This window comes from Mucilaginibacter phenanthrenivorans (assembly GCF_024721155.1).
Classification (GTDB): domain Bacteria; phylum Bacteroidota; class Bacteroidia; order Sphingobacteriales; family Sphingobacteriaceae; genus Mucilaginibacter; species Mucilaginibacter phenanthrenivorans.
Window position 1 is genome coordinate 38760 of sequence record NZ_JAHVAP010000011.1, and the last position, 18869, is coordinate 57628.

Below are 18869 nucleotides of genomic sequence, written 5' to 3' on the forward strand. Positions count from 1 at the left end.
ATCAGGGTTTCATTACTTTATTGAGCACGTTAGGGAGGCTAATTAGATCGTAATGGGTCTCATAAATTAAATATTTATTTTGCCATTGAGGTAAAAACTTTTCTTTGAAATCCCTGAGCCCCCGATAATGCCGAAACTGCTGAAGTTTTTCATAGGCGAATTTTAACGTTTTTTCAGGAAAATCTCTTGCCTGGTCAATACCTGAAAGCGGTGCCAATCCGAGATTAAGGTACTTATACTTATTTAGCCTGCAATAATCTATTAACGCGATGATGAGCGCGTCATTAACACCACCCGGCGCTTCACTGGTTTTCCTAATCAGATCATATGTTGCTTCGTCAGGCGCAAAATCCGGAATCATATTCAAAAAACCAAAAACCTGCTCATCGTCATTCTCCACAGTAATAATGGACTGGTTTTTTAACTTCTTTCGATCAAACATTCCCTGGGTAAAAACTATCTCCTCACGGTTCGTGCTTTTTAACCAATCATTTGAAACGTACTCTAGTTTTTGGAGTAAGCCATCCTTAATTGGTGCGTGGTAAATTCTGGTCTTGAATCCATTCTTTTGAAGGCTATTCAAACCATTTCGCATTGATTTTTTACTTTTCCCTTCCAAAGTAAATTTGTCAAGGTCAACAATTGCTTCCTGCCCAATAATAAGAGATTTTTTTCCAAGCGTATGAAAAAGCTGCAGGCTTCCCTCGTCAACACGGTAATAGGCTGAGCGTAAACCAGACTCTATACAAAACTCCTCAAACTCTTCAAGCAATACCAGTTCATCCTGCGTGTCTTTGCAAACGGGCTGTTCTAAAACCACAGCGAACCTCCCGGCTGTCCTATACGATACTAATCCCTCCCGCCGGGTAGCAAAATAGAGCAATTTATCTTCATAAGTCTTGAAATAATCTACAGGTGACGACCCCAGCCTATTTATAAGCTCGTTAGCCCGTGTAAAGTCATCGTCATTATGTTCAATGGTCACAAAATATGGTTTCAACAGTGCGTAAAAGATCAGCCCAACCGATAATGTACCACTCATGCGGATAGTGTTTAAAAAAACAGCTGCAAATGCTGTACGGGGTGTAAGGTCTTTAACATCAAGCAGGATGAAGTTGAAAAATGTGTGTTTTATAGATTCTATAAGATGAAAGTCAATACCAAAATGCCGCTTGTCTAAAAAATAAAATCCTGTAACACCGTAAACAATAATTCCGCAGAATATCCATATAGCGGTTTCTATTCCTATCACCTGTAAGCGCAAGTTATGCTTTACATAATATTGTTTCTTTGTGAAAAACAGTACCAGTAACACAATAAGCGCCAGTATCCCTTCTTCATAGTCGATTGCTTTGGTCAAATTGCCGACTAACGATATAACACATAATAAAATCGCAAATTTCCAGGCATTCTTCAATCCTTTAAAAAGAAAAGCTGAAGTGATAATAAGCAGCAGCCCTGTGATAAATACGAGATAATTAGAAGCAGATATTGTACCGGCAGGCAAAAATGACTTCAATAACCTGACACGGTACGCCAGTGCAGGGGTTAGTACGGAAATAATATTGATAAACCCCAATCCCAGCGCCAAAAATGCAGGAATTACACGAAGTACCATATTACCTTTTTTAAGCATGAAACTTACGATACCGGCAACAACCGGAAGCCAAAATTCAAATAAGCGATAAATAAGCGTTATAGCCAAAGCCTCGGAGGTGGTATACCCGTAATGTTTTAAAATGACCGTAAGCGAAAACTCGATGGCTCCGATCCCCCTTAAAAATGGAGATATAACCAGGATCAGGGTAGCGATAACATAACCGATCAATGCTATTTTCCAGCTCGCATCCGCGCCCATAACGAGCATGGCAAGGTAAAGGTGGGCAACACCAACCAGATCTATTAAAATGGAGTAAACATTTACCAGGCTAAACCAAATCTTAAAATCCGGGTGATCTTTAAATTCAGTATTTACTTTAGGAATAAACCTGTTGATCAGCCGATAAACCCATCCTTTTCTAAAAAAAGAACCCAGAACGTAAATTATCAGGATGAGAAAAAAAATCACGATGCCAACCGCCTGGTTGGAATTTTTCCAGCTATCTCCACTTAGTGTTAAATAGCCCAACACCGGAACTGAAATAATCAATATGGATACAATACCGGTAAATCCGTATAGGGTGCTGGCAAAATGGATCCGGGTACGGTTTTCTTCGCTGGTTTCTTTTTGGATATCTTTTGTGAAAAATGCTAAAGATGTAATGCTGCCACCGGGCAGGAAAATACTGATAAGATTCCTCTTCAAAAAGAGAACAGTTGATTTCCAAAGGCTTAATCTCAGCTGAAGCGCCCGAAAACTGGCCTGGTACATTAGTGCTTGTAAAACAATATAAATTATTGAAAATCCAATTCCAAGCATAAGCCAGATTGGATTACCCTGGCGTATATAATAGCTTACATTTTTAAGTTCGTTCCCCTGGCTTCTGATAAAATAAATTGCGAGGACTAATAAGAGCAAACCGGTAATTTCACTTAGGTATAACCGGGGTTTTATAAACAGCTTTTTTAACATCAGATAAATACATGGTTCGCCCAACATTTCGTTGGATTTTTAATGGTTCAAAGTTAAATCTATTTCCATTCTTCTTCAAACCAGTAGGCTTCCTGATGGTCTTATTACTGTCATACAAATAGGTTAAAGCAATAAAAAATGATGTATTGATTATTAGAATAATAGCTGTTAAAATTACAATTATGCTGTAAAGGGCATTTCGATTTATGATTGGGTAGTGGGCGCTGGTTCGAATTTAATAACACGGCAAAATGAAGCCTACAGATATATTTAATTTTCCGGGGAAATTACCGTGCGGCAATAACGGCTGCTTTTTTATAATTTCGTGTAACTAACTACAAAAACATGACCCGTACTATTTTGTCTCTATTGCTGGTTGTCGGTGGCCTAACGTGCTTTGCACAAACGCAGGAAATTCCGGTGGCTATAAAAGTTCCTGAAAATTGCAGCCTTATCATGCACGCCTATGCTAAAGGTGTACAAGTTTACATTTGCACACAGGATCCACTGGATACATCCCGTTATGTATGGACCTTTGTAGAACCCCGTGCCAACTTATATGCTGCCGCTGATAACAGCCGGTTAATTGGAAAACATTATTTAAACCCGACAAAAAAACCTACGTGGGAAAGTACAGATGGCTCAACAATCAGCGGCGCCAAATTGCAGCAGACCAACTCGCCCGATAGTCTTGCTATCCCGTGGCTATTGCTAAAGGGAATAACCCCGGGCGGAACAGGTAAGCTTACTCCTGTTGCTTTTATCCAAAGGCTCAATACAAAGGGCGGTAAAGCCCCGGCCACAGCCAACAGGCAACAGAAAGGGCAGTTATTGGAACAACCCTACACGGCTGAATACCTTTTTTATATTAAGAAATAGGTAATTTTCACAGCGGGGATCACCATTTAAAAAGCCATCAGGTTAATTCCTGACGGCTTTTTTTATTGAATGTTCTAGCTATAGTCGTTATCTACCACGTTATTTAATCGAATCTAATATCATCGTCCCCATCAGCTTGCCGCCTTTATTGTAGGTTTCAGATTTTACATCACGGCCTAATTTAGGTGAATACCACTCTGTAATTTTCATATGGAAGGGGATACCGATGCCTGCCATTTTTATTTTTGTTGTGGCACTATAGGTGATCTTAAAGCAATCAAAGCTACCAGCATTTGTAGTTATTGTTTCGGCTTGTTCAACCTTCCGGTTCACCAAATCCATTTGCATTTCCGCTGTTGGGCCGCCGCCATCCATGTGGATAGTAACCGTTCCGTCGTCAAGGGACTGGCCCGGCTGCATTGCCATTGGAAAAGTGATATATTTTGCCTCGCCGCTGATTTTCATATCCATGTTCTGTTTCATCGACGCTGCAGGAACAAAAGATTTCATATCTATTTTGATGGCGTTGCCATCGCAGATCATTTCTGAATCGCCGGTACCCATGGTTTTACCATTTTTGTCAATTATTTCAGCGTGCACAGAAATAGTGGATGCATCCTTTTTTGTGGTTGTATAAACGGCTGTCATTTGCTGATTGCCCTTGGCGTCCTGGTTAATGTAGGTAAGCTTTCTGCCGTTTGCACCGTTCACAAACTTGCTGCAATCCTGCGCTGATGCCTTAACAAAAATCGCAGCAATTAAAGTCAGCAGGGTGATTAATTTTTTCATAATGGTTAGATGAATGATTTACTGTCACAAAGATCAACCTCCTGGCTGCGAAATACAATCGTAGAATTACTGTAAATCAATACGGACATTACGCTATTTGGCGGAACAGCTGCAGTGGTAAGTTACTTAGCACTAAAGGCTAACGATTATTGGGAAGCTTATAAGTGTTCGCTGTTATGTTGGATCTATTAACAAAGGGTTCGATATAGGTATAGTAAAGACCACAAAAGAAAGCCCTCAGATTAATTTCTGAGGACTTTTTTGTTGAATGTGAACTCAAAAGCGTTCCCGGTCAAACGAAAGATGCTAGACAGTGCGAGGACTGTGGTAAACTTACTTGCCTTTATACACAGGCTCGTAATTCACGGCATACCTTAAGGCACCGGAGCCGGGTCATTTACCGGAGAGTTCGGCAATGCGCTTTGCCGCGTTTTTATTTTCAGGGTTTAAAGCCAGCGATTGCCGGTAACTTAACAATGCCTCTTTTTTGTCGCCGGTCAGTTCCTGAATTTCACCTAAGCTATCGTAGGCGTTTGCACTTTTAGGAAATAGCGTTGTATTCAATTTAAAAATAGAAAGAGCTTCAGCAGCCTTCTTCTGGCTGAGTAACTGGTAGCCCCAGGCATTCAGATCCTGCTCATTTAAGACGAATGACGGATCGGCCCGTTTCAATCCCACAGCAACCTTATCTGCGTTGGCAAAACCTTGCTTTAAAAGCCCGGTTCTTAGCTTTTTAACATTTTCGGATAACCCAAAGCCATTGACTTCATGCATATCTGGTATATAATAGCCGGCTATTTCGTCAATAAAACGATCCGGATTTCCTCCCATTAAATTGGTTAGCACCACAATTGACAGGTCATCCTTTAAATAGACGAATAACGCCGAACGGCCGCCACCCACCGGGCCGACTGCCGGATGTTCCTTCCGGGTTACCGTTGGCCATCCAAGGGCATAGCCGTTTGTAAGTTTATTAAAACCTCCAATCGTACCATTGTTTAATATCGCCGGCGTCCACATAAGGTCTATACTTTTTTGCTGTTTCAAAAGTCGCCCGGTTTTTAAAGCGATGATCCAGTTAGCCATATCCGTGGCTGTAGATTGGATCCCGGCAGCAGTTCTGAAAAATACCGGGAACTGCATATAGCCTATACCCGGTACATTGTTCCTTACGAAGCCGTTGCCCACCTGCCTGGTCATGGTATAAGCGCCTGCATAGTTCGAGATAACATCATACGAGTCGCCAAAGCGGGTCAGGTGCATACCGGCTACTTTGAATTGCCTTTCTTCAATGAATTTTGTGAAGTGCATGCCACTTAGTTTGGTAATGATCTGGCCGAGCAGCACATACCCGGTTTGGTTATATTGAAATTTTTCGCCTGTTTTAAATTCCATAGGCAGCGCTTTTACTTTTTGCATCGCTTCGCCTTCGTCGTTATGGCCCAACACCTGTTCTTCCGCGTCAAGCATGTCAGGAAGCCCCGAAATGTGGGTTAACACCTGTTGAAGTGTAATGCCTTGCCATTTTTCGGGCAAGCTATCCAGGTACCGGGACAATGGCGCGGTGATTTCCAGTTTTCCCTCTTCCGCCAGCTGCATTACCGCAACGCCTGTAAAGGCTTTGGTTATCGAATTGACCGAAAAAATGGTTTGATCGGTGGCTTGTATGTTATTTTCAAGGTTGGCAACACCATACGTTTTGTTTTTGACGATTTTCCCACCGCGTACTATCGCCACCTGCAAGGCAGGAATATGCAAACGCTGCATTTTACTTTGCAAAAACAGGTCGATACTATCTGGCGCGGAAACTTCCTGTGCTGATGCGGAAAAGGTGAAGAATAAGGAACAGAGAACAAAAAGAGTAGTTTTAAAATTCATGTGATATATCGATGGGCTAATATGGATTTAGAGCTAAATGTAAGGCTTTTGTTACCATGGAGCCTTTACAAAGACCCATCGTTTATGCAGAAAACCTGTAGATGGCTGATGCAAAGCGGAATAATTTTAAGTCATCCGTCCCCTCTGGCTTTCAGATTAATTTGTGAGGGCTTTTGTCTTTAGCGTGGACACTCAATAGTTCGCGGAGGACGCTTGATTGGGCGGGGCTATTAAATTTTAAAGGTTGCAATAGTGCTATCTATAAGATGTACTATTTCAAGAAAATTATAGGATAATTTAATGATTTCATCTTGAACTTGTTCCGTTTCAGACTGCACCCATCCCTGCATCAGTGTTAGTGGGCCAAAATTCAAACTCACATTTTGCCATTCATGCTCATATTTCTTAAACCCCGATCTAAAAATAGCTGCAAATTTTCTACTTTCTATCTCATAACCACTCAGCTTTCTTAATTTAAAAGCATGTATATTGTAAAATAACTTTTGTTTCTGCGTCTCTGAATAGTTTATCCAAACAGAAAAGAAAATCCTTGTTTCAGCGGTTAATGGATCTTGAACAGGGCTTGCCCATGATTGTTTATATACCTTTAAAACAACAGATTCATGGTAAACAACTACTGCAATCTTCAACTCTCTTCGGGCAAAAAGTTGTTTGTCCAATTGTTCGGCTGCGCTTTGGAAAATTTGCAGGTAATAAGAGGTATCCATTTATTAAAATTAACGTAAGGTATTCTTTTTTCCTTTAACTGAATGCAGCAGGGGAAACTTATTTTTAAAAGAATTTGATTTACCCTACTAATCTTTAATTTCCCGACCTTACCGAATTTTCATGAACGTAATCGATCTTCTGATCAATAATTGCCGGCGAATCAAGTAATACCGGGTAATTCCCATTCTGCCAAAATTGATGGTTTTCATTTGTTAATTTAAGCGTGACGCTAAAATTTTTGTGTGTCCAAGGCACGCTTGGACAGGCGGTGAAATAAATTCGATCGGAGTGGTATATTTGCATGGATTAATTTACGAATTTGAAATACCTTGTCATAATAGTGCTGGTAATTACGTCCATCCCAACGCACGCACAGGCAAGCACTTTGCCTCAATGGTTTCTAACATCATTTAAAAGACATCATCTAAATGATCGGTATGAAATTAAGTCTAACCTTAAACCAACCTTTCTGCAAGGTGATTTCAACGGAGATGGTGTAAATGATATAGCTGCACTGGTAACAGAAAAGAAAACCCATAAAGGCGGTATCCTACTCATTCACGGTTGCACTGATCAATGGTTCGTCTTTGGAGCAGGAACTGATTTCGGTAGTGGGTCTGATGATTTTTTCAATTGGCTAAAGAAGTGGAAGCTTTGCCGGGAGAAAGTTGTTTACGAGACAACCATCGACAAAGATGATAATATTACCGGAAGTAGAACGGTAAAGTTAAAGAGACCAGGTATAAACTTACTGATGAAAGAGGAGGCAGAGCCAAGTCCGGTGGCTGTGATCTACTGGAATGGAAAGAAATACATTTGGATACACCAGGGTGAATAAACCGGGTATTCTTTTTATTCATAACCTCTTGTGCTCGCCGCAGGCAATTTCGTCTCTTTAGCTAAACCCACTTGCTTCAAATTCCCTATGCGGATTGTAAATCCGAAAGCTTATAAATATATTCCTCAATCTCTGTTTGCCGGGCATTAGCAAATCCCTTATCCTTCCCGATCTTTACAAAACCGCATTTCTCTAAAACCGTTTGTGAACCATAGTTGTCAAATGCAACGCGTCCATAAATCGGCCTGGTTTGTTCAAATTTTAAAAAGTGTTTAAGAGCAGTTGTGGCAATTCCCTGTCCCCAAAGTTTTTTGTCAATCCAATAAGTAATCCCCGCTTCATCTCCAATCATAAATTTTGCTACACTACCCGCAATTTCATCATTAGCTTTTATTGTCTGCATGTTTATGGTCGGGTCGGTTAAAAACTTTGTGTACTTTTCAATGTAAGCAGTTTTATCGTTTGGATCTTTAGCTGTAAAAGCTGCCAAATAATTTGCTTCCTTGTCAAGCTGAAATTGAAAAAATGCGTTTAAATCATCTTTTTCTGTTTTAGTTAATGTGATGTTGCTGTTTGCCATTGTTCTGGAATTTCGTGTGATTTTATTGTTTGGGGGTCGCGGATCGCCTGGACAAGCGGTTTACGGCGAGGCATAATTACCCGGCCTTTTCGCCTTCTGGTAAAACCATGGTAACCACGCTTTCTATCTGTTTTAGCTGCTCCGCGCTCAGGCGCTTTAAGTTTTCCTGGCTTAATATGGTATTGTTAATTTGGATATAGTTGTTCTGGCTGTTAACAACGGTTTTACCTTGCCGCTTATTGGTGGCGCCAAATGTTTCCAAATAAAGCCTGGCGGCCCTCACGTCGCCATTAACGGCAGACTTATACACTTTCGCCATTAACTTAGGCGTCATGATTTTAAACTGTTCCATTTGCCTGGCATAGCCATCATGCGTTTGATATTCTTTTAAATGTTTATTGATGGTTTGCCGGCTTAAACCGGTTTCTTCAACAATGTGATTTTGAGTGGGCATGCAGCCATACTTTTCAATCAATTTCGAGATAGCCTCAGTGATCTTCAGGTGGTTATATTCCCAAATCACCTGTTTATTGGTTACCGGAATTACGTCTTCTATTTTTGTTAGAAAATCATCTCTTTCCTCACCTTTAAAGCTTTCCAGCATTTTAGTTAAAGTCGCTCCTAAATATTGACGTTCACTTGTATCAAATTTATCGAGGTCGCTTAAGGTGATTTTCTCCAACCTAAGCAGTGAGGTAATTTTTTTCTCACTAATTGTTAAAGCCTGTTCATGTGTTTCCATTTTGCATAGTTCTCTTTATTTAATTATTTATAAAAATAAACAATTAAATTCACAAATACTAAAAATATTAGCAATATTTAAAATGGTTTACACAAACACAGTAATTTTCGAATTTATATCATATACTTATTTGATTATCAATATTTTATATTAATGTAAACCATAAATTATGTAAACCATGTAAACCCACTTGACCCGTCCAGAAATAGCTATACAGATTTGTGAGTAAATCCTATTCTAACTATAAAACATTTTCAAAAACCGCGACTGACTCCCGGGCTCCCTTAAATCCCCCCTCCTCATTTCGCCTACAAAAATCCTCATTCAGGCTACAAGTCCGGGGCGGCATCTGTTGACCTTTGTTGCGTTATCAATTTAAAAATAAAATCATGGTACATCAAAATGAAAATTCAAGTACAGGCGCTGCCAAGGCTACTGTTACATCCGATAAGGTTTGGTTCATTACGGGGAGTTCCCGGGGTTTTGGACGGGTTTGGGCCGAAGCTGCGCTTAAGCGGGGCGATAAAGTAGCAGCTACCGCACGTAAGCTGGAAAGTATTGCTGATCTGAATGAAAAATACGGCGCAAATGTGCTGACTTTGGAGCTTGACGTGACCAACCCGGACCAGGTAAAATCGGCAGTTGAACAGGCACATGCCCACTTCGGCAGGCTGGATATCGTGCTGAACAATGCGGGTTATTCGTTAGTCGGCACCATTGAGGAATCAAGCGCCGATGACGTAAGGGCGATGTATGAAACAAATGTTTTTGGGCCACTTGCGGTGATCCAGGCGGCCTTGCCAATATTGCGCAAGCAAGGTTACGGCCATATCCTGGGTACATCCAGCAACCTTGGGCATGTAGTTTTGCCGGTGATCGGTTATTATTGTTCCTCAAAATGGGCATTCGAGGCCATTCACGAAAGTTTAGCCCTGGAAGTTAAATCCTTCGGAATTAAGGTAACCATCATTGAGCCTGGCGCTTATGCCACCGAGTTCGGGAGCCCGGAGTCCTTAAAATTTGCAGCAGGCCTTGATATTTACCAGGACTTTAAAGAAGAGTTCTTCGGGGGCTTAAGAGGAATGAAAAGAGGCGATCCAAATGCAACGCCTGAAGCGATCTTTAAAATAGTTGATGCAGAAAACCCGCCCCTGCGGATCAATTTGGGCAGTAATAACTTGCCATGGGTGCGCACCGCATACGCCGAAAGACTGGCCAGTTGGGAAGAATGGGATGCTGTATCTGCAGCAGCGCAGGGCACTTCAAAGTAATCCTTTGGTAAATAAATAATTATAACCGGCAATGCTTTTCATTGCCGGTTATAATTGACTTAAATTTAAACAATGAAAAAGGAAGAGATAGTTCATGTTGGTATGGACTCGTTATCAGACATGCACCGGGCCTTTGGTTTACCTGCGCCTGCGCATCCGTTAATCAGCCTGATAGACGGCGCAACCAACCGGGTGATCTTAGGCAAGTTACCCTATTCTCATGTACTGCATTTTTATAAAATATCCTACAAGCCCAGCCTGGGCGGTAAGTTAAAATATGGCCAGGATTATTATGATTTTGATGAGGGCGGCTTGTTATTTGCCGCACCTAACCAGGTTATTGGCAGCCATGGAAACAATGATGGAGAAATATGTTCCCAATACACCTTACTGATACACCCGGACTTTTTACGGAATTATCCTCTGGGGAAAAAGATCAAACAGTATGGCTTTTTCTCCTATTCAGTGAATGAAACGCTGCACCTTTCGGACAAGGAAAAGGCAACCATCATATCGATTTTTAAAATAATTGAAGATGAGCTGAACAGCAGGATAGATGATTTTAGCCAGGACGTGATCATTTCGCAAATTGAACTTTTATTGAACTACGCCAATCGCTTTTACAAGCGCCAATTTATTACCCGCAAGGCAGTGAGCAATGACCTGTTACAAAAGCTGGAAGATGTTTTAGACGATTATTTCAATAACGAAAAGTCGCTGAGCGAGGGAATCCCAACCGTTCAATACCTTTCAGAAAAGCTGAATGTATCGCCAAGCTATCTAAGCGATATGCTGCGTTCTTATACCGGGCAAAATGCACAGCAACACATCCACAATAAATTGATTGAGCAGGCTAAGGAAAAACTATCTGCCACCAGCCTGTCGGTGAGTGAGGTTGCATACGCGTTGGGGTTTGAGCATTCGCAATCGTTCAGTAAGCTATTCAAAACAAAAACTAACCTTTCACCATTAGAATTCAGGCGATCCTTTAACTAATATTGCTACAAAATGTTTAAGCTGACGATCCATATGGTTTCAAGTCTTGATGGCTATATCGCCAAAAAGGACAACAGCGTTTCGTGGTTTGAAACATCAGACACCTACGAAAAGGGAATTAATGTTACTGAACAGGATACGGCGGAATTCCTTAAAACAATTGACTGCTATATAATGGGTTCCCGTACATATGAACACGCCCTGGAGCTTTCAAAGAATTATGGCTGGGCCTATGGCGACAAGCCCACTATTGTATTAACGCACAGAAAATTGCCAATTGACCGGCAGAACATCGAAACCTATTCCGGCGATTTGACCGAACTTGTGAATGAACGACTAAAACCCATTTACGAGAATGTTTGGCTTGTGGGCGGCGCTGAGCTTGCAAGGGATTTTATTAGTTTAGGCTTAGCAGACGAAATAAGGCAGTCGATCCTGCCAATTCTTTTAGGTGATGGGATGCCGTTTTTTGACCAACTAGGACAGGAACAAGCCTTACACCTAAAAAATGTAACAGCCTACAAAAGCGGCATGGTGGAACTTTGTTATGAAATAAGAAAATAGCTAACTGTCCCGTTGGCATTCGCTACCCAAATCCTCGGGCCATGGATAAGAATCAAAAATAATTCGGGGAATCTTTTGTCGTTTCGATTTTTTTTTGCGTAATTTTAATATACTCATTATCAGCGGACAACCCTTAGTCCGAATAAAACGAGAGTGATTGAAATCTTTATAACATTAGGGCGCTATTATAATACCAATTAAGATCGATTTTAACATAAATACATAAGTCATGAGCAGTGAAATTAAGTGTCCTGTTTGCGAAAAATGGAGCATCCGGACAGGTAAAATAGACGACAGGTGCCCGAATTGTAATGCGCAATTTGATGCCGTCCGCTTGCAGTACGCGGAAGAAAACAGGATCAACGCGGAGAAAATCAAAAAAGACAGTTACCTGATCATTAAGGAAGGAGACGACCCTGTTGTACAAATGTTTAAGGAATTTGTAAACTGGCTGCGGTGGGCCACATTTTATGGCATATCGGTAATTTATGTTGCGATTGCAGTTATGATCATTGTGTATGGGTTGATCATGCTTTAAAAACCGCTGTTCCTCACGGCTCTTTAGTACGCCTTTGGCTGCGGGCCGGGGTAAAGACTGCCATTGAAAGGACAGTGCCCGAGATCTGCACGATTTAAAATAGGAAAGCCCGGTATTTCTACCAGGCTTTTCCACTTTTATTAATTTTATCAGCTACCCTATTGTACCAAAGAGGGAATCAAACCATAATTATTTACGGTTTAAATCCCAAACTTTTAAGCTTTTAATTACCGCTTTTCCGTCTGAAAATGCTGAAAGGTCGGTGGCATCGGCATCCGGGTAGATCATCGTGGTAATCACTTTTTCGCCATCGTTACCAAATACTTCAAGTGATGATTTATCCAATAATACCTGCAGCTTCACAATCCCGTTAACGGCCTTCATTGGTGCAGTTAGCAACAGGTTTCCGGCCGGTTTATTTGAGCTCTCTGATCCTGAGCAATCCACATAGATTTCCTGTTTTACAGCGTCATACCCAACTATTACCTTTTTTGAGGTACCGGACTTTTCAACCAGGTTGAACCCAACCTTTTTCGAATTGTTCAGCTGAATCTCAGCATTTATCCAGGTTGAATTACCGTCGAACGTCCCTTTTGAAGACAAAGGCATATTACCGTCGAGACTGATGTTACTTTTTACGAACGCACCGCCCTTCGCATATTTAGCCAGCGTGCTGCTAACGATTGAGGATGGCTGCTGGATCAGTCTTAAGCCCTCATCAGTAGTTTTAAACGACAGATCGTGCGGGATAGACATCTGCCCCTTCCATGGAAAAGTTTCCGGCTTGCCATTTTGAATCCAGCCTAAAAGGATCTTTTTGTTTTGCGGGGCATCGCGCCAGGCTATTGCCGCATAAAATGCATCGCCGTAATCAACAGTAAGGAACTTATCGGCCGGGTTATCATTTTTAAAGGTCGTACCGTCAAAATCGCCCACATAGTATTGCATCAACGGACCATGGCCACCACCGCAGGATACAAACAGCACCCATTTTATCTTCGAGGGATCGTTGTCGACTGTTAAAGGTAACAATGATGGACACTCCCAACCATTTTTTGTAAAGCCAGCCGGGCCGAAATCACTCAGTTTCGTCCATTCCCTCAAGTTTTTGGAGCCATAAATCCTGACCATATGATCGTCAACCATCGATACCGTCATGATCCATTGTTTAGTAGGTTCGTACCAAAACACATTCGGATCGCGGAAATCATGCATATTCAGGTCGATCACCGGGTTATGTGCATACTGTTTATAAGTTAATCCACCGTCGTTGCTGTACGCAATAAACTGCGATTCCTTTTTCTGCTTTGGCTGATCGGCAGTAAAAATGGCCACAATAGGCGCTTTGCCATTTATGCCAAACTCACTGGTATTATCCTTATCCAACACTGCCGAACCTGAGTAGATCCAGGTAGTGGTGTCCTTGGTCATTACCTCGGGAATGGCTACCGGGAAATTCTTCCAGGTTACCAGGTCCTTGCTGGTGGCGTGGCCCCAGCTCATGTGGCCCCATTTGTTTTCGAACGGATTATGCTGATAATACAGGTTAAATTCCCCGTTTAAAAATATCAGTCCATTCGGATCGTTCGTCCAGTTGGTTGGCGACGTGAAATGGTACAATGGCCGCCATTGCGGGGTAAGCTTTGCAGCATCCTGCGCAAACGATTGTATGGTTATTACCGATAGGAACAATCCGAGATACTTTGCCTTATTCATGATGTAGTTATGTTTAAATTGGTTCTGTTAAGGTAGGTATTTAAATGGATTGTTAACAGTTTACTTTTATTGTCAGGCGCTGTGCTGTGGGCACTTTTAAACTTACCAACACGTTGTTTCTGCACAATCTGTCACTTGGTTTCCCCAGTCAGGCATTTCTCGCGGAACGGTTCCGTAAATGGACAGCATCAAGATATTTAGAAAAGCGCGAAGTCACCGCTAAAACGGTGCTTCGCGCTTTTATTAACCTTACTTTTTCCCAAACACTTCCTTTACAGCATCAAGATAACCATAGCCATGTTGTTTATCCGGCTCCAGGTAGCTCCCTTCCGCCCATTCATTCCAGGCATTTATAGTGATCAATTTGGGTTGATCCGGATGACTGTCTACATATTCCTTCGCCTGTAATAAGAAGCGCTTAAAATCTCCAGGGTTAGCATCAGTAACCATCCCTTGTAAAGTCTTTGGAAAGCGCGGGTTATTATTCCAGCTTATTGATACATGCGGAAAAAACGGCACGGTAAACTCTTTGGTAAATTTAGCCCATCCTTCTATTGCTTTAGCGCCCCATCTATCATACCTGTCAAGCGGCACATAATGGCACCACTGATAGTTGGTTAGACTTTTAAAGCCCAGTTCTAACACGGTGTTATTTTGCGTAACTGTCGTATCACCCGGCACTGCCGAAATTCCTTTTGGTATCGCCCCCCATAAAACGCCCTGCAGGTGCAAACCAGGGAAACCCGCTTCTTTTGTCTTTTGAGTAAAATAATCCAGCGCCTCTTTAGCCTGCTTAATACCACCCATGCCTTTGATAAATGTAGCCAGTTCATAAATGCTGATCACCGGCTCGCCTTTTATCTTGTAATAGTTTGCCTGGCTGAAATAATCTTTTATGATGTGTGCTATCATAATATTGAATGTAGGCCTGTCAATACCGCCATACCAATAGATCTTACTCTTATCATCAGTGGTGTTATCCAGGTAAGCGCTGTGGTCATGGTTGGCCCACATTAAATAAAATTTCATTTTATTCTTGTTTTTTGCACCTAAAAACCCCTTGTCTATCCCATTTTCTAAAAATGGCTTTCCATCATACCAGTACCAGTCGTAAATAAATACGTTTACACCGTGTGATACGGCAGCGTCAATCTTTTTTTCCATCACTTTAGGGTCGGCCTCGTTAACATAGCCCCATAGCGGAACTTCAGGCTGTTTATCCCCCGCGAATTTTGGCTTGGCGTTGTATATGCTCTCCCATTCGCCTTTACCATCCTTAAAAACGCCAATATCTTTAAATCGTGGCTCAGGCTGATAGGCCGGCCATACGTAAGCCGCAACATCATAATGCTGCTTTGTTGATTGGGCATGTAAGGCAGTTACGCTCATGGCGTAAAAAAAAGCTGCGTATAAAAACCGTAAAGAAAGGCGTCTGTTTATTTTTATCATATTATTTATTCATTAGTTATGTCAAATCTTATTTCCTTGCTTATTTGTTATCCAAAAAAACCTTCTTTACCGCGTCCAGATATCCATAGCCGTTAACGTTGTCGGGCTGCAGGTAACTGGTTTCGGTCCATTCATTCCAGCTGTTTATGGTGATGAGCGGTGCTTGTTTAGGGTGCGCATCTATATAATCTTTAGCCATCCGGAGGCCTTTAGCAAAGTTTTCCGGCGTGTTGTTACGCATAACCGGGCTTTGACCCATGCGCGGGCTGTTATCCCAACCAATACTAACGTGTGGGTAGTACTTAAACTCGAACGTGGTATCAATACGTGCCCATTCCTTTTTTACGCGATCCAGGATGTTCAGATAGTCGTCATTAGGATTGGTAAAATGAACAAACTGGTAATGCGTAGCACTTGTAAAGCCCAGCTTTTCCACAAAGGCGTTCTCAACATTTTTGGTTTTGCCCCCATCAAAGCCACTGTAATTAGTATTGATAGCCCACATGGTTAACTGCAACTCCAAACCCGGAAAGCCGGCGCGTTTGGTTTCATCCTTAAACCATTGCAGCGCGGCAGCTGTTTGTTCTACTCCCCCAAGCCCGGCTATTAATTGCGGCACATCATAGATCATAAACACAGGTTTACCATCTATCTTATAGTATTGGGGCAGCTTAAAATATTTTTCAATATTACGTTTGCAGATCTTCTCAAACTCGTCCCTGCTTACTTTACCTGTCCAAATCACATTGTTCTCATGGTATTTATTTAAACGGGTATCCCAGGCGTTCTGTACATCGTGATTGGCCCACATCAGGTAAAATTTCATTTTGTTAACGTTCTCAGCTTTCAGGAAACCGCTATCAAGGGTAGTCTCCATAAAAGGGCGGCCATCGTACCAGTACCAATCGAAAATAAAAACATTTACACCATGTTTGGTGGCTTGGTCAATCTCCATGTTCATTATTGCGGGATCAGCCTCATTAATCGGGCCCCAAACCGGTTTGCGGTTCCAATAATGGCCGGGGTTGCGTTGCTGCATGGTGGTAACTGTCTCCCATTCGCCGTTCCCTTCGGGCCAAAATGGCCGTAATCTCGGATCGCCGCTGGCGTAGGCAGGATAAAGAAATGCAGCCACGTCATATTTTTGGGGGGTTGTTTGCTTGTTTTGAGCTATAGAGTTCCCGGCAAACAAAAGAAGCATGCTAATACCCAAAAAGATCAGGTTCTTTTTGTGAGTACAGGGTTGCAGGATCAAAAAAATCAAGATTTTAAAGTATCGCATTGGGGCAGATGTATGTTGCGTTATTAAATAGCAATTCTATATCGGTCAATACGGCAAAGTAAAATAAAAGCCTGGGCGCCGTTACTAACGGCGGCCCAGGGCTTTTGCCAACTAACCAGTAATAAATATTAACCTTTATTTACTCGTTCTCTTTGTCTAAATCAGCATTGCCGCTGAATTTAGTTAGTAAAACTACCGGCCGAAAATGCATTCAAAACCGATAGCCTATGCTGTTATTTTTAGTACCCGGGATTTTCAACCAAATTTTTATTGTTGGATGTTCTTCCAACCGTTAATGGCAGATAATAATTTTCAGCCCTGAATTGCGGGATGTTTGATGCGCCATCCACATTATTAATGATCTGGATCTGATATTTGCCTGATGCGCCGTCAAGAATATAACGGATACCCGACCAGCGAACTGACAAATCGTGAACAGCAGTACGCCATCTCCGCACATCCCAATAACGCTGGCCTTCAAAGGCAAGCTCAACCTTGCGTTCGTGGTGGATCTGATCTCTTGTTACACTACCTAAGGCGGCTATACCTGCACGACTCCTGATTTGATTAATAGAGTTCAGCGCATCAGCCGTATTTCCCAATTCAAATGCAGCTTCCGCATTGTTTAAAAGGATTTCTGCATACCTGAAGATTAACCAATCCTGGGCTGATGTTGCCCAACCACTGTTCGCCCCAGCCATGTTATCATGGCTTTCATCCAAATATTTCAAAACACCTAAACCTGTTCCCTGGTAATCCTGGTCACCTGTGGCAGCAGTGCCATTATAGGCTCCGCTGGTTATGATTGATCCATCGGGAAGCTTGATGCCAGCATGAAAATCAAGTTTAGTACCCTTCCAGCTGGTGTTCTGCGTATAAAACGTAGCAAAAAAACGAGGATCTTTGTTAGCCCATAACTCGTCTGTCGACATTATTTTACTTTGAACAGCGGTACGATCTAAAGTTCCCGGAGTTCCATCAATATGCTCGAACGATTCAGCTAGTTCAAGATAAGCTTGATCATACAAACCACGACCCCATGCTTGCGGCCTTGGACAGTTGAAAAAATCGACACCCCAGCCATTTCCGCCGGTAGCCTCATTAACATTGTCGTGGCGTTTAGCGAAAATCACTTCGCTGTTATTTTTCACCAAAAAGATGTTTCTAAAATTAGTCGCCTTATTAGCGTCAAGATTATAAAGTGCGTATTTGCCACTTTTTATAATTACCTGTGAAGCATCGTAAGATTCCTGGTAATAGGTTTTGGCCGCTGATGCGGGGATCCCTACAACGCCATTTAATTGAACTGTACCAAATTGGGCTATACTGCCTGCATATAATGCGGCGCGACTTTTTAAGGCAATAGCGGCATATTTCGATGGCCTTCCTAAATTGTCGCCGGTAACCACCTCTGGTAGATCATTTGCACACGCGTCAATTTCGGAAATGATAAAGTCATAAACCTTCTGCTCCGTGTCTCTTGCCGGAAAAAGTGCCGACTGAGGCTCATTAATTCCCTGAACAGAGCTGATCAACGGAACACCGCCGTACCGTTTAACCATGGAGAAGTAACAGAATGCCCTTAGAAACCGGGCCTCGGCAATCTTCGCTTTTACCTGATCTGCAGGAAGCGGAGAAGCGGGCAATTTTTCAAGAAATTGGTTGATCTCCCGCACAGTGTTATATCCCCACCAATCAAGTAAACCCCCGTTAATATTTAAATTGCCATATTTATAGGTAAACGCATTACTTGGGTTCCAGTCTCTAAACTGCGGAAAACTTTCGTCAGACACATCGTTGATATCAAAGGCATGCCAGCTTCCGTCGCCATCAAATGAACCACTTCCACTACAATCATTTCCTAAAATAGGCATATCGTAATAAACCTGGGTAAGGTAGGCGTTTATCAATGCCGGATCTTTAAAAACGTCGGCATCTGAAATAATATTAAGCGGCTTTTTATTTAAAACTTCCTTATTGCAGGAATAACATGCAGCAAAGCTGATCAGAACGATCAGTGAAATAATTTTTTTCATAATATTTTGA

At 41.9% G+C, this 18869-nt stretch carries 16 protein-coding genes; 6 read left to right on the top strand and 10 right to left on the bottom strand.

Annotated elements, in window-relative coordinates; genetic code table 11:
* Position 1 precedes the first annotated feature (1 nt).
* A complete protein-coding gene (locus tag KXD93_RS23610; RefSeq protein WP_308726304.1) occupies positions 2 to 2599 on the bottom strand; it encodes a phosphatidylglycerol lysyltransferase domain-containing protein in 2598 nt (865 codons plus the stop codon).
* Positions 2600 to 2917: 318 nt separating this feature from the next.
* On the opposite strand from KXD93_RS23610, the gene KXD93_RS23615 reads away from it, so the two are divergent.
* On the top strand, positions 2918 to 3451 hold the full coding sequence (locus tag KXD93_RS23615; protein WP_258139856.1) for a DUF3455 domain-containing protein: 534 nt from the start codon (positions 2918 to 2920) through the stop codon (positions 3449 to 3451).
* Between the two features lie 99 nt (positions 3452 to 3550).
* Here the strand turns inward: KXD93_RS23615 and KXD93_RS23620 are convergent, their stop codons facing one another.
* The 3 genes from KXD93_RS23620 to KXD93_RS23630 form a co-directional block, all read right to left on the bottom strand.
* Positions 3551 to 4240: a TapB family protein gene (locus KXD93_RS23620; protein WP_258139857.1), complete on the bottom strand. Its 690-nt coding sequence runs from the start codon at positions 4238 to 4240 to the stop codon at positions 3551 to 3553.
* A gap of 393 nt (positions 4241 to 4633) precedes the next feature.
* Positions 4634 to 6118, bottom strand: a complete 1485-nt coding sequence (locus KXD93_RS23625; protein ID WP_258139858.1) for a serine hydrolase — start codon at positions 6116 to 6118, stop codon at positions 4634 to 4636.
* A gap of 230 nt (positions 6119 to 6348) precedes the next feature.
* Positions 6349 to 6846 (bottom strand): hypothetical protein, encoded by a 498-nt coding sequence (locus KXD93_RS23630; protein WP_258139859.1) that lies wholly within the window; start codon positions 6844 to 6846, stop codon positions 6349 to 6351.
* A 320-nt stretch (positions 6847 to 7166) separates the two neighbouring features.
* Between KXD93_RS23630 and KXD93_RS23635 the strand changes: the two genes are divergently transcribed.
* Complete coding sequence (locus KXD93_RS23635; protein ID WP_258139860.1) at positions 7167 to 7685, top strand: hypothetical protein; 519 nt, start codon at positions 7167 to 7169, stop codon at positions 7683 to 7685.
* 85 nt (positions 7686 to 7770) lie between these two features.
* Here the strand turns inward: KXD93_RS23635 and KXD93_RS23640 are convergent, their stop codons facing one another.
* Both KXD93_RS23640 and KXD93_RS23645 read right to left on the bottom strand, forming a co-directional pair.
* A complete protein-coding gene (locus KXD93_RS23640; protein WP_258139861.1) occupies positions 7771 to 8265 on the bottom strand; it encodes a GNAT family N-acetyltransferase in 495 nt (164 codons plus the stop codon).
* Positions 8266 to 8341: 76 nt separating this feature from the next.
* Positions 8342 to 9007: a hypothetical protein gene (locus tag KXD93_RS23645; RefSeq protein WP_258139862.1), complete on the bottom strand. Its 666-nt coding sequence runs from the start codon at positions 9005 to 9007 to the stop codon at positions 8342 to 8344.
* A 389-nt stretch (positions 9008 to 9396) separates the two neighbouring features.
* Between KXD93_RS23645 and KXD93_RS23650 the strand changes: the two genes are divergently transcribed.
* From KXD93_RS23650 to KXD93_RS23665, 4 genes are all read left to right on the top strand, one after another.
* On the top strand, positions 9397 to 10278 hold the full coding sequence (locus KXD93_RS23650; protein ID WP_258139864.1) for an SDR family NAD(P)-dependent oxidoreductase: 882 nt from the start codon (positions 9397 to 9399) through the stop codon (positions 10276 to 10278).
* A gap of 72 nt (positions 10279 to 10350) precedes the next feature.
* Positions 10351 to 11274 (top strand): helix-turn-helix domain-containing protein, encoded by a 924-nt coding sequence (locus KXD93_RS23655; protein WP_258139866.1) that lies wholly within the window; start codon positions 10351 to 10353, stop codon positions 11272 to 11274.
* A gap of 12 nt (positions 11275 to 11286) precedes the next feature.
* Positions 11287 to 11838 carry a dihydrofolate reductase family protein gene (locus KXD93_RS23660; protein ID WP_258139868.1) on the top strand — a complete coding sequence of 184 codons (552 nt, stop codon included), beginning with the start codon at positions 11287 to 11289 and terminating at the stop codon, positions 11836 to 11838.
* 229 nt (positions 11839 to 12067) lie between these two features.
* The gene (locus tag KXD93_RS23665) at positions 12068 to 12376 is read left to right on the top strand and encodes a hypothetical protein (protein WP_258139869.1); all 309 of its coding nucleotides are present in this window, start codon (positions 12068 to 12070) and stop codon (positions 12374 to 12376) included.
* A 189-nt stretch (positions 12377 to 12565) separates the two neighbouring features.
* Here the strand turns inward: KXD93_RS23665 and KXD93_RS23670 are convergent, their stop codons facing one another.
* The 4 genes from KXD93_RS23670 to KXD93_RS23685 all read right to left on the bottom strand — a co-directional run bounded on the left by KXD93_RS23670 (position 12566) and on the right by KXD93_RS23685 (position 18859).
* On the bottom strand, positions 12566 to 14092 hold the full coding sequence (locus KXD93_RS23670) for a glycoside hydrolase family 32 protein (protein ID WP_258139870.1): 1527 nt from the start codon (positions 14090 to 14092) through the stop codon (positions 12566 to 12568).
* A gap of 249 nt (positions 14093 to 14341) precedes the next feature.
* Positions 14342 to 15541, bottom strand: coding sequence for a glycoside hydrolase family 99-like domain-containing protein (locus tag KXD93_RS23675; protein ID WP_258139871.1), 1200 nt, complete (start codon positions 15539 to 15541; stop codon positions 14342 to 14344).
* 40 nt (positions 15542 to 15581) lie between these two features.
* A complete protein-coding gene (locus tag KXD93_RS23680) occupies positions 15582 to 16823 on the bottom strand; it encodes a glycosyltransferase WbsX family protein (RefSeq protein ID WP_258139872.1) in 1242 nt (413 codons plus the stop codon).
* Between the two features lie 239 nt (positions 16824 to 17062).
* A complete protein-coding gene (locus tag KXD93_RS23685; RefSeq protein ID WP_258139874.1) occupies positions 17063 to 18859 on the bottom strand; it encodes a RagB/SusD family nutrient uptake outer membrane protein in 1797 nt (598 codons plus the stop codon).
* Between the last annotated feature and the right edge of the window lie 10 nt (positions 18860 to 18869).

Coding starts and splice junctions, on each gene's coding strand:
- KXD93_RS23665 (WP_258139869.1), top strand. CDS start 12,068: ATGAGCAGTGAAATTAAGTGTCCTGTTTGCGAAAAATGGAGCATCCGG.
- KXD93_RS23675 (WP_258139871.1), bottom strand. CDS start 15,541: ATGATAAAAATAAACAGACGCCTTTCTTTACGGTTTTTATACGCAGCT.
- KXD93_RS23620 (WP_258139857.1), bottom strand. CDS start 4,240: ATGAAAAAATTAATCACCCTGCTGACTTTAATTGCTGCGATTTTTGTT.
- KXD93_RS23685 (WP_258139874.1), bottom strand. CDS start 18,859: ATGAAAAAAATTATTTCACTGATCGTTCTGATCAGCTTTGCTGCATGT.
- KXD93_RS23670 (WP_258139870.1), bottom strand. CDS start 14,092: ATGAATAAGGCAAAGTATCTCGGATTGTTCCTATCGGTAATAACCATA.
- KXD93_RS23660 (WP_258139868.1), top strand. CDS start 11,287: ATGTTTAAGCTGACGATCCATATGGTTTCAAGTCTTGATGGCTATATC.
- KXD93_RS23610 (WP_308726304.1), bottom strand. CDS start 2,599: ATGTTGGGCGAACCATGTATTTATCTGATGTTAAAAAAGCTGTTTATA.
- KXD93_RS23650 (WP_258139864.1), top strand. CDS start 9,397: ATGGTACATCAAAATGAAAATTCAAGTACAGGCGCTGCCAAGGCTACT.
- KXD93_RS23630 (WP_258139859.1), bottom strand. CDS start 6,846: ATGGATACCTCTTATTACCTGCAAATTTTCCAAAGCGCAGCCGAACAA.
- KXD93_RS23655 (WP_258139866.1), top strand. CDS start 10,351: ATGAAAAAGGAAGAGATAGTTCATGTTGGTATGGACTCGTTATCAGAC.
- KXD93_RS23625 (WP_258139858.1), bottom strand. CDS start 6,118: ATGAATTTTAAAACTACTCTTTTTGTTCTCTGTTCCTTATTCTTCACC.
- KXD93_RS23645 (WP_258139862.1), bottom strand. CDS start 9,007: ATGGAAACACATGAACAGGCTTTAACAATTAGTGAGAAAAAAATTACC.
- KXD93_RS23640 (WP_258139861.1), bottom strand. CDS start 8,265: ATGGCAAACAGCAACATCACATTAACTAAAACAGAAAAAGATGATTTA.
- KXD93_RS23615 (WP_258139856.1), top strand. CDS start 2,918: ATGACCCGTACTATTTTGTCTCTATTGCTGGTTGTCGGTGGCCTAACG.
- KXD93_RS23680 (WP_258139872.1), bottom strand. CDS start 16,823: ATGCGATACTTTAAAATCTTGATTTTTTTGATCCTGCAACCCTGTACT.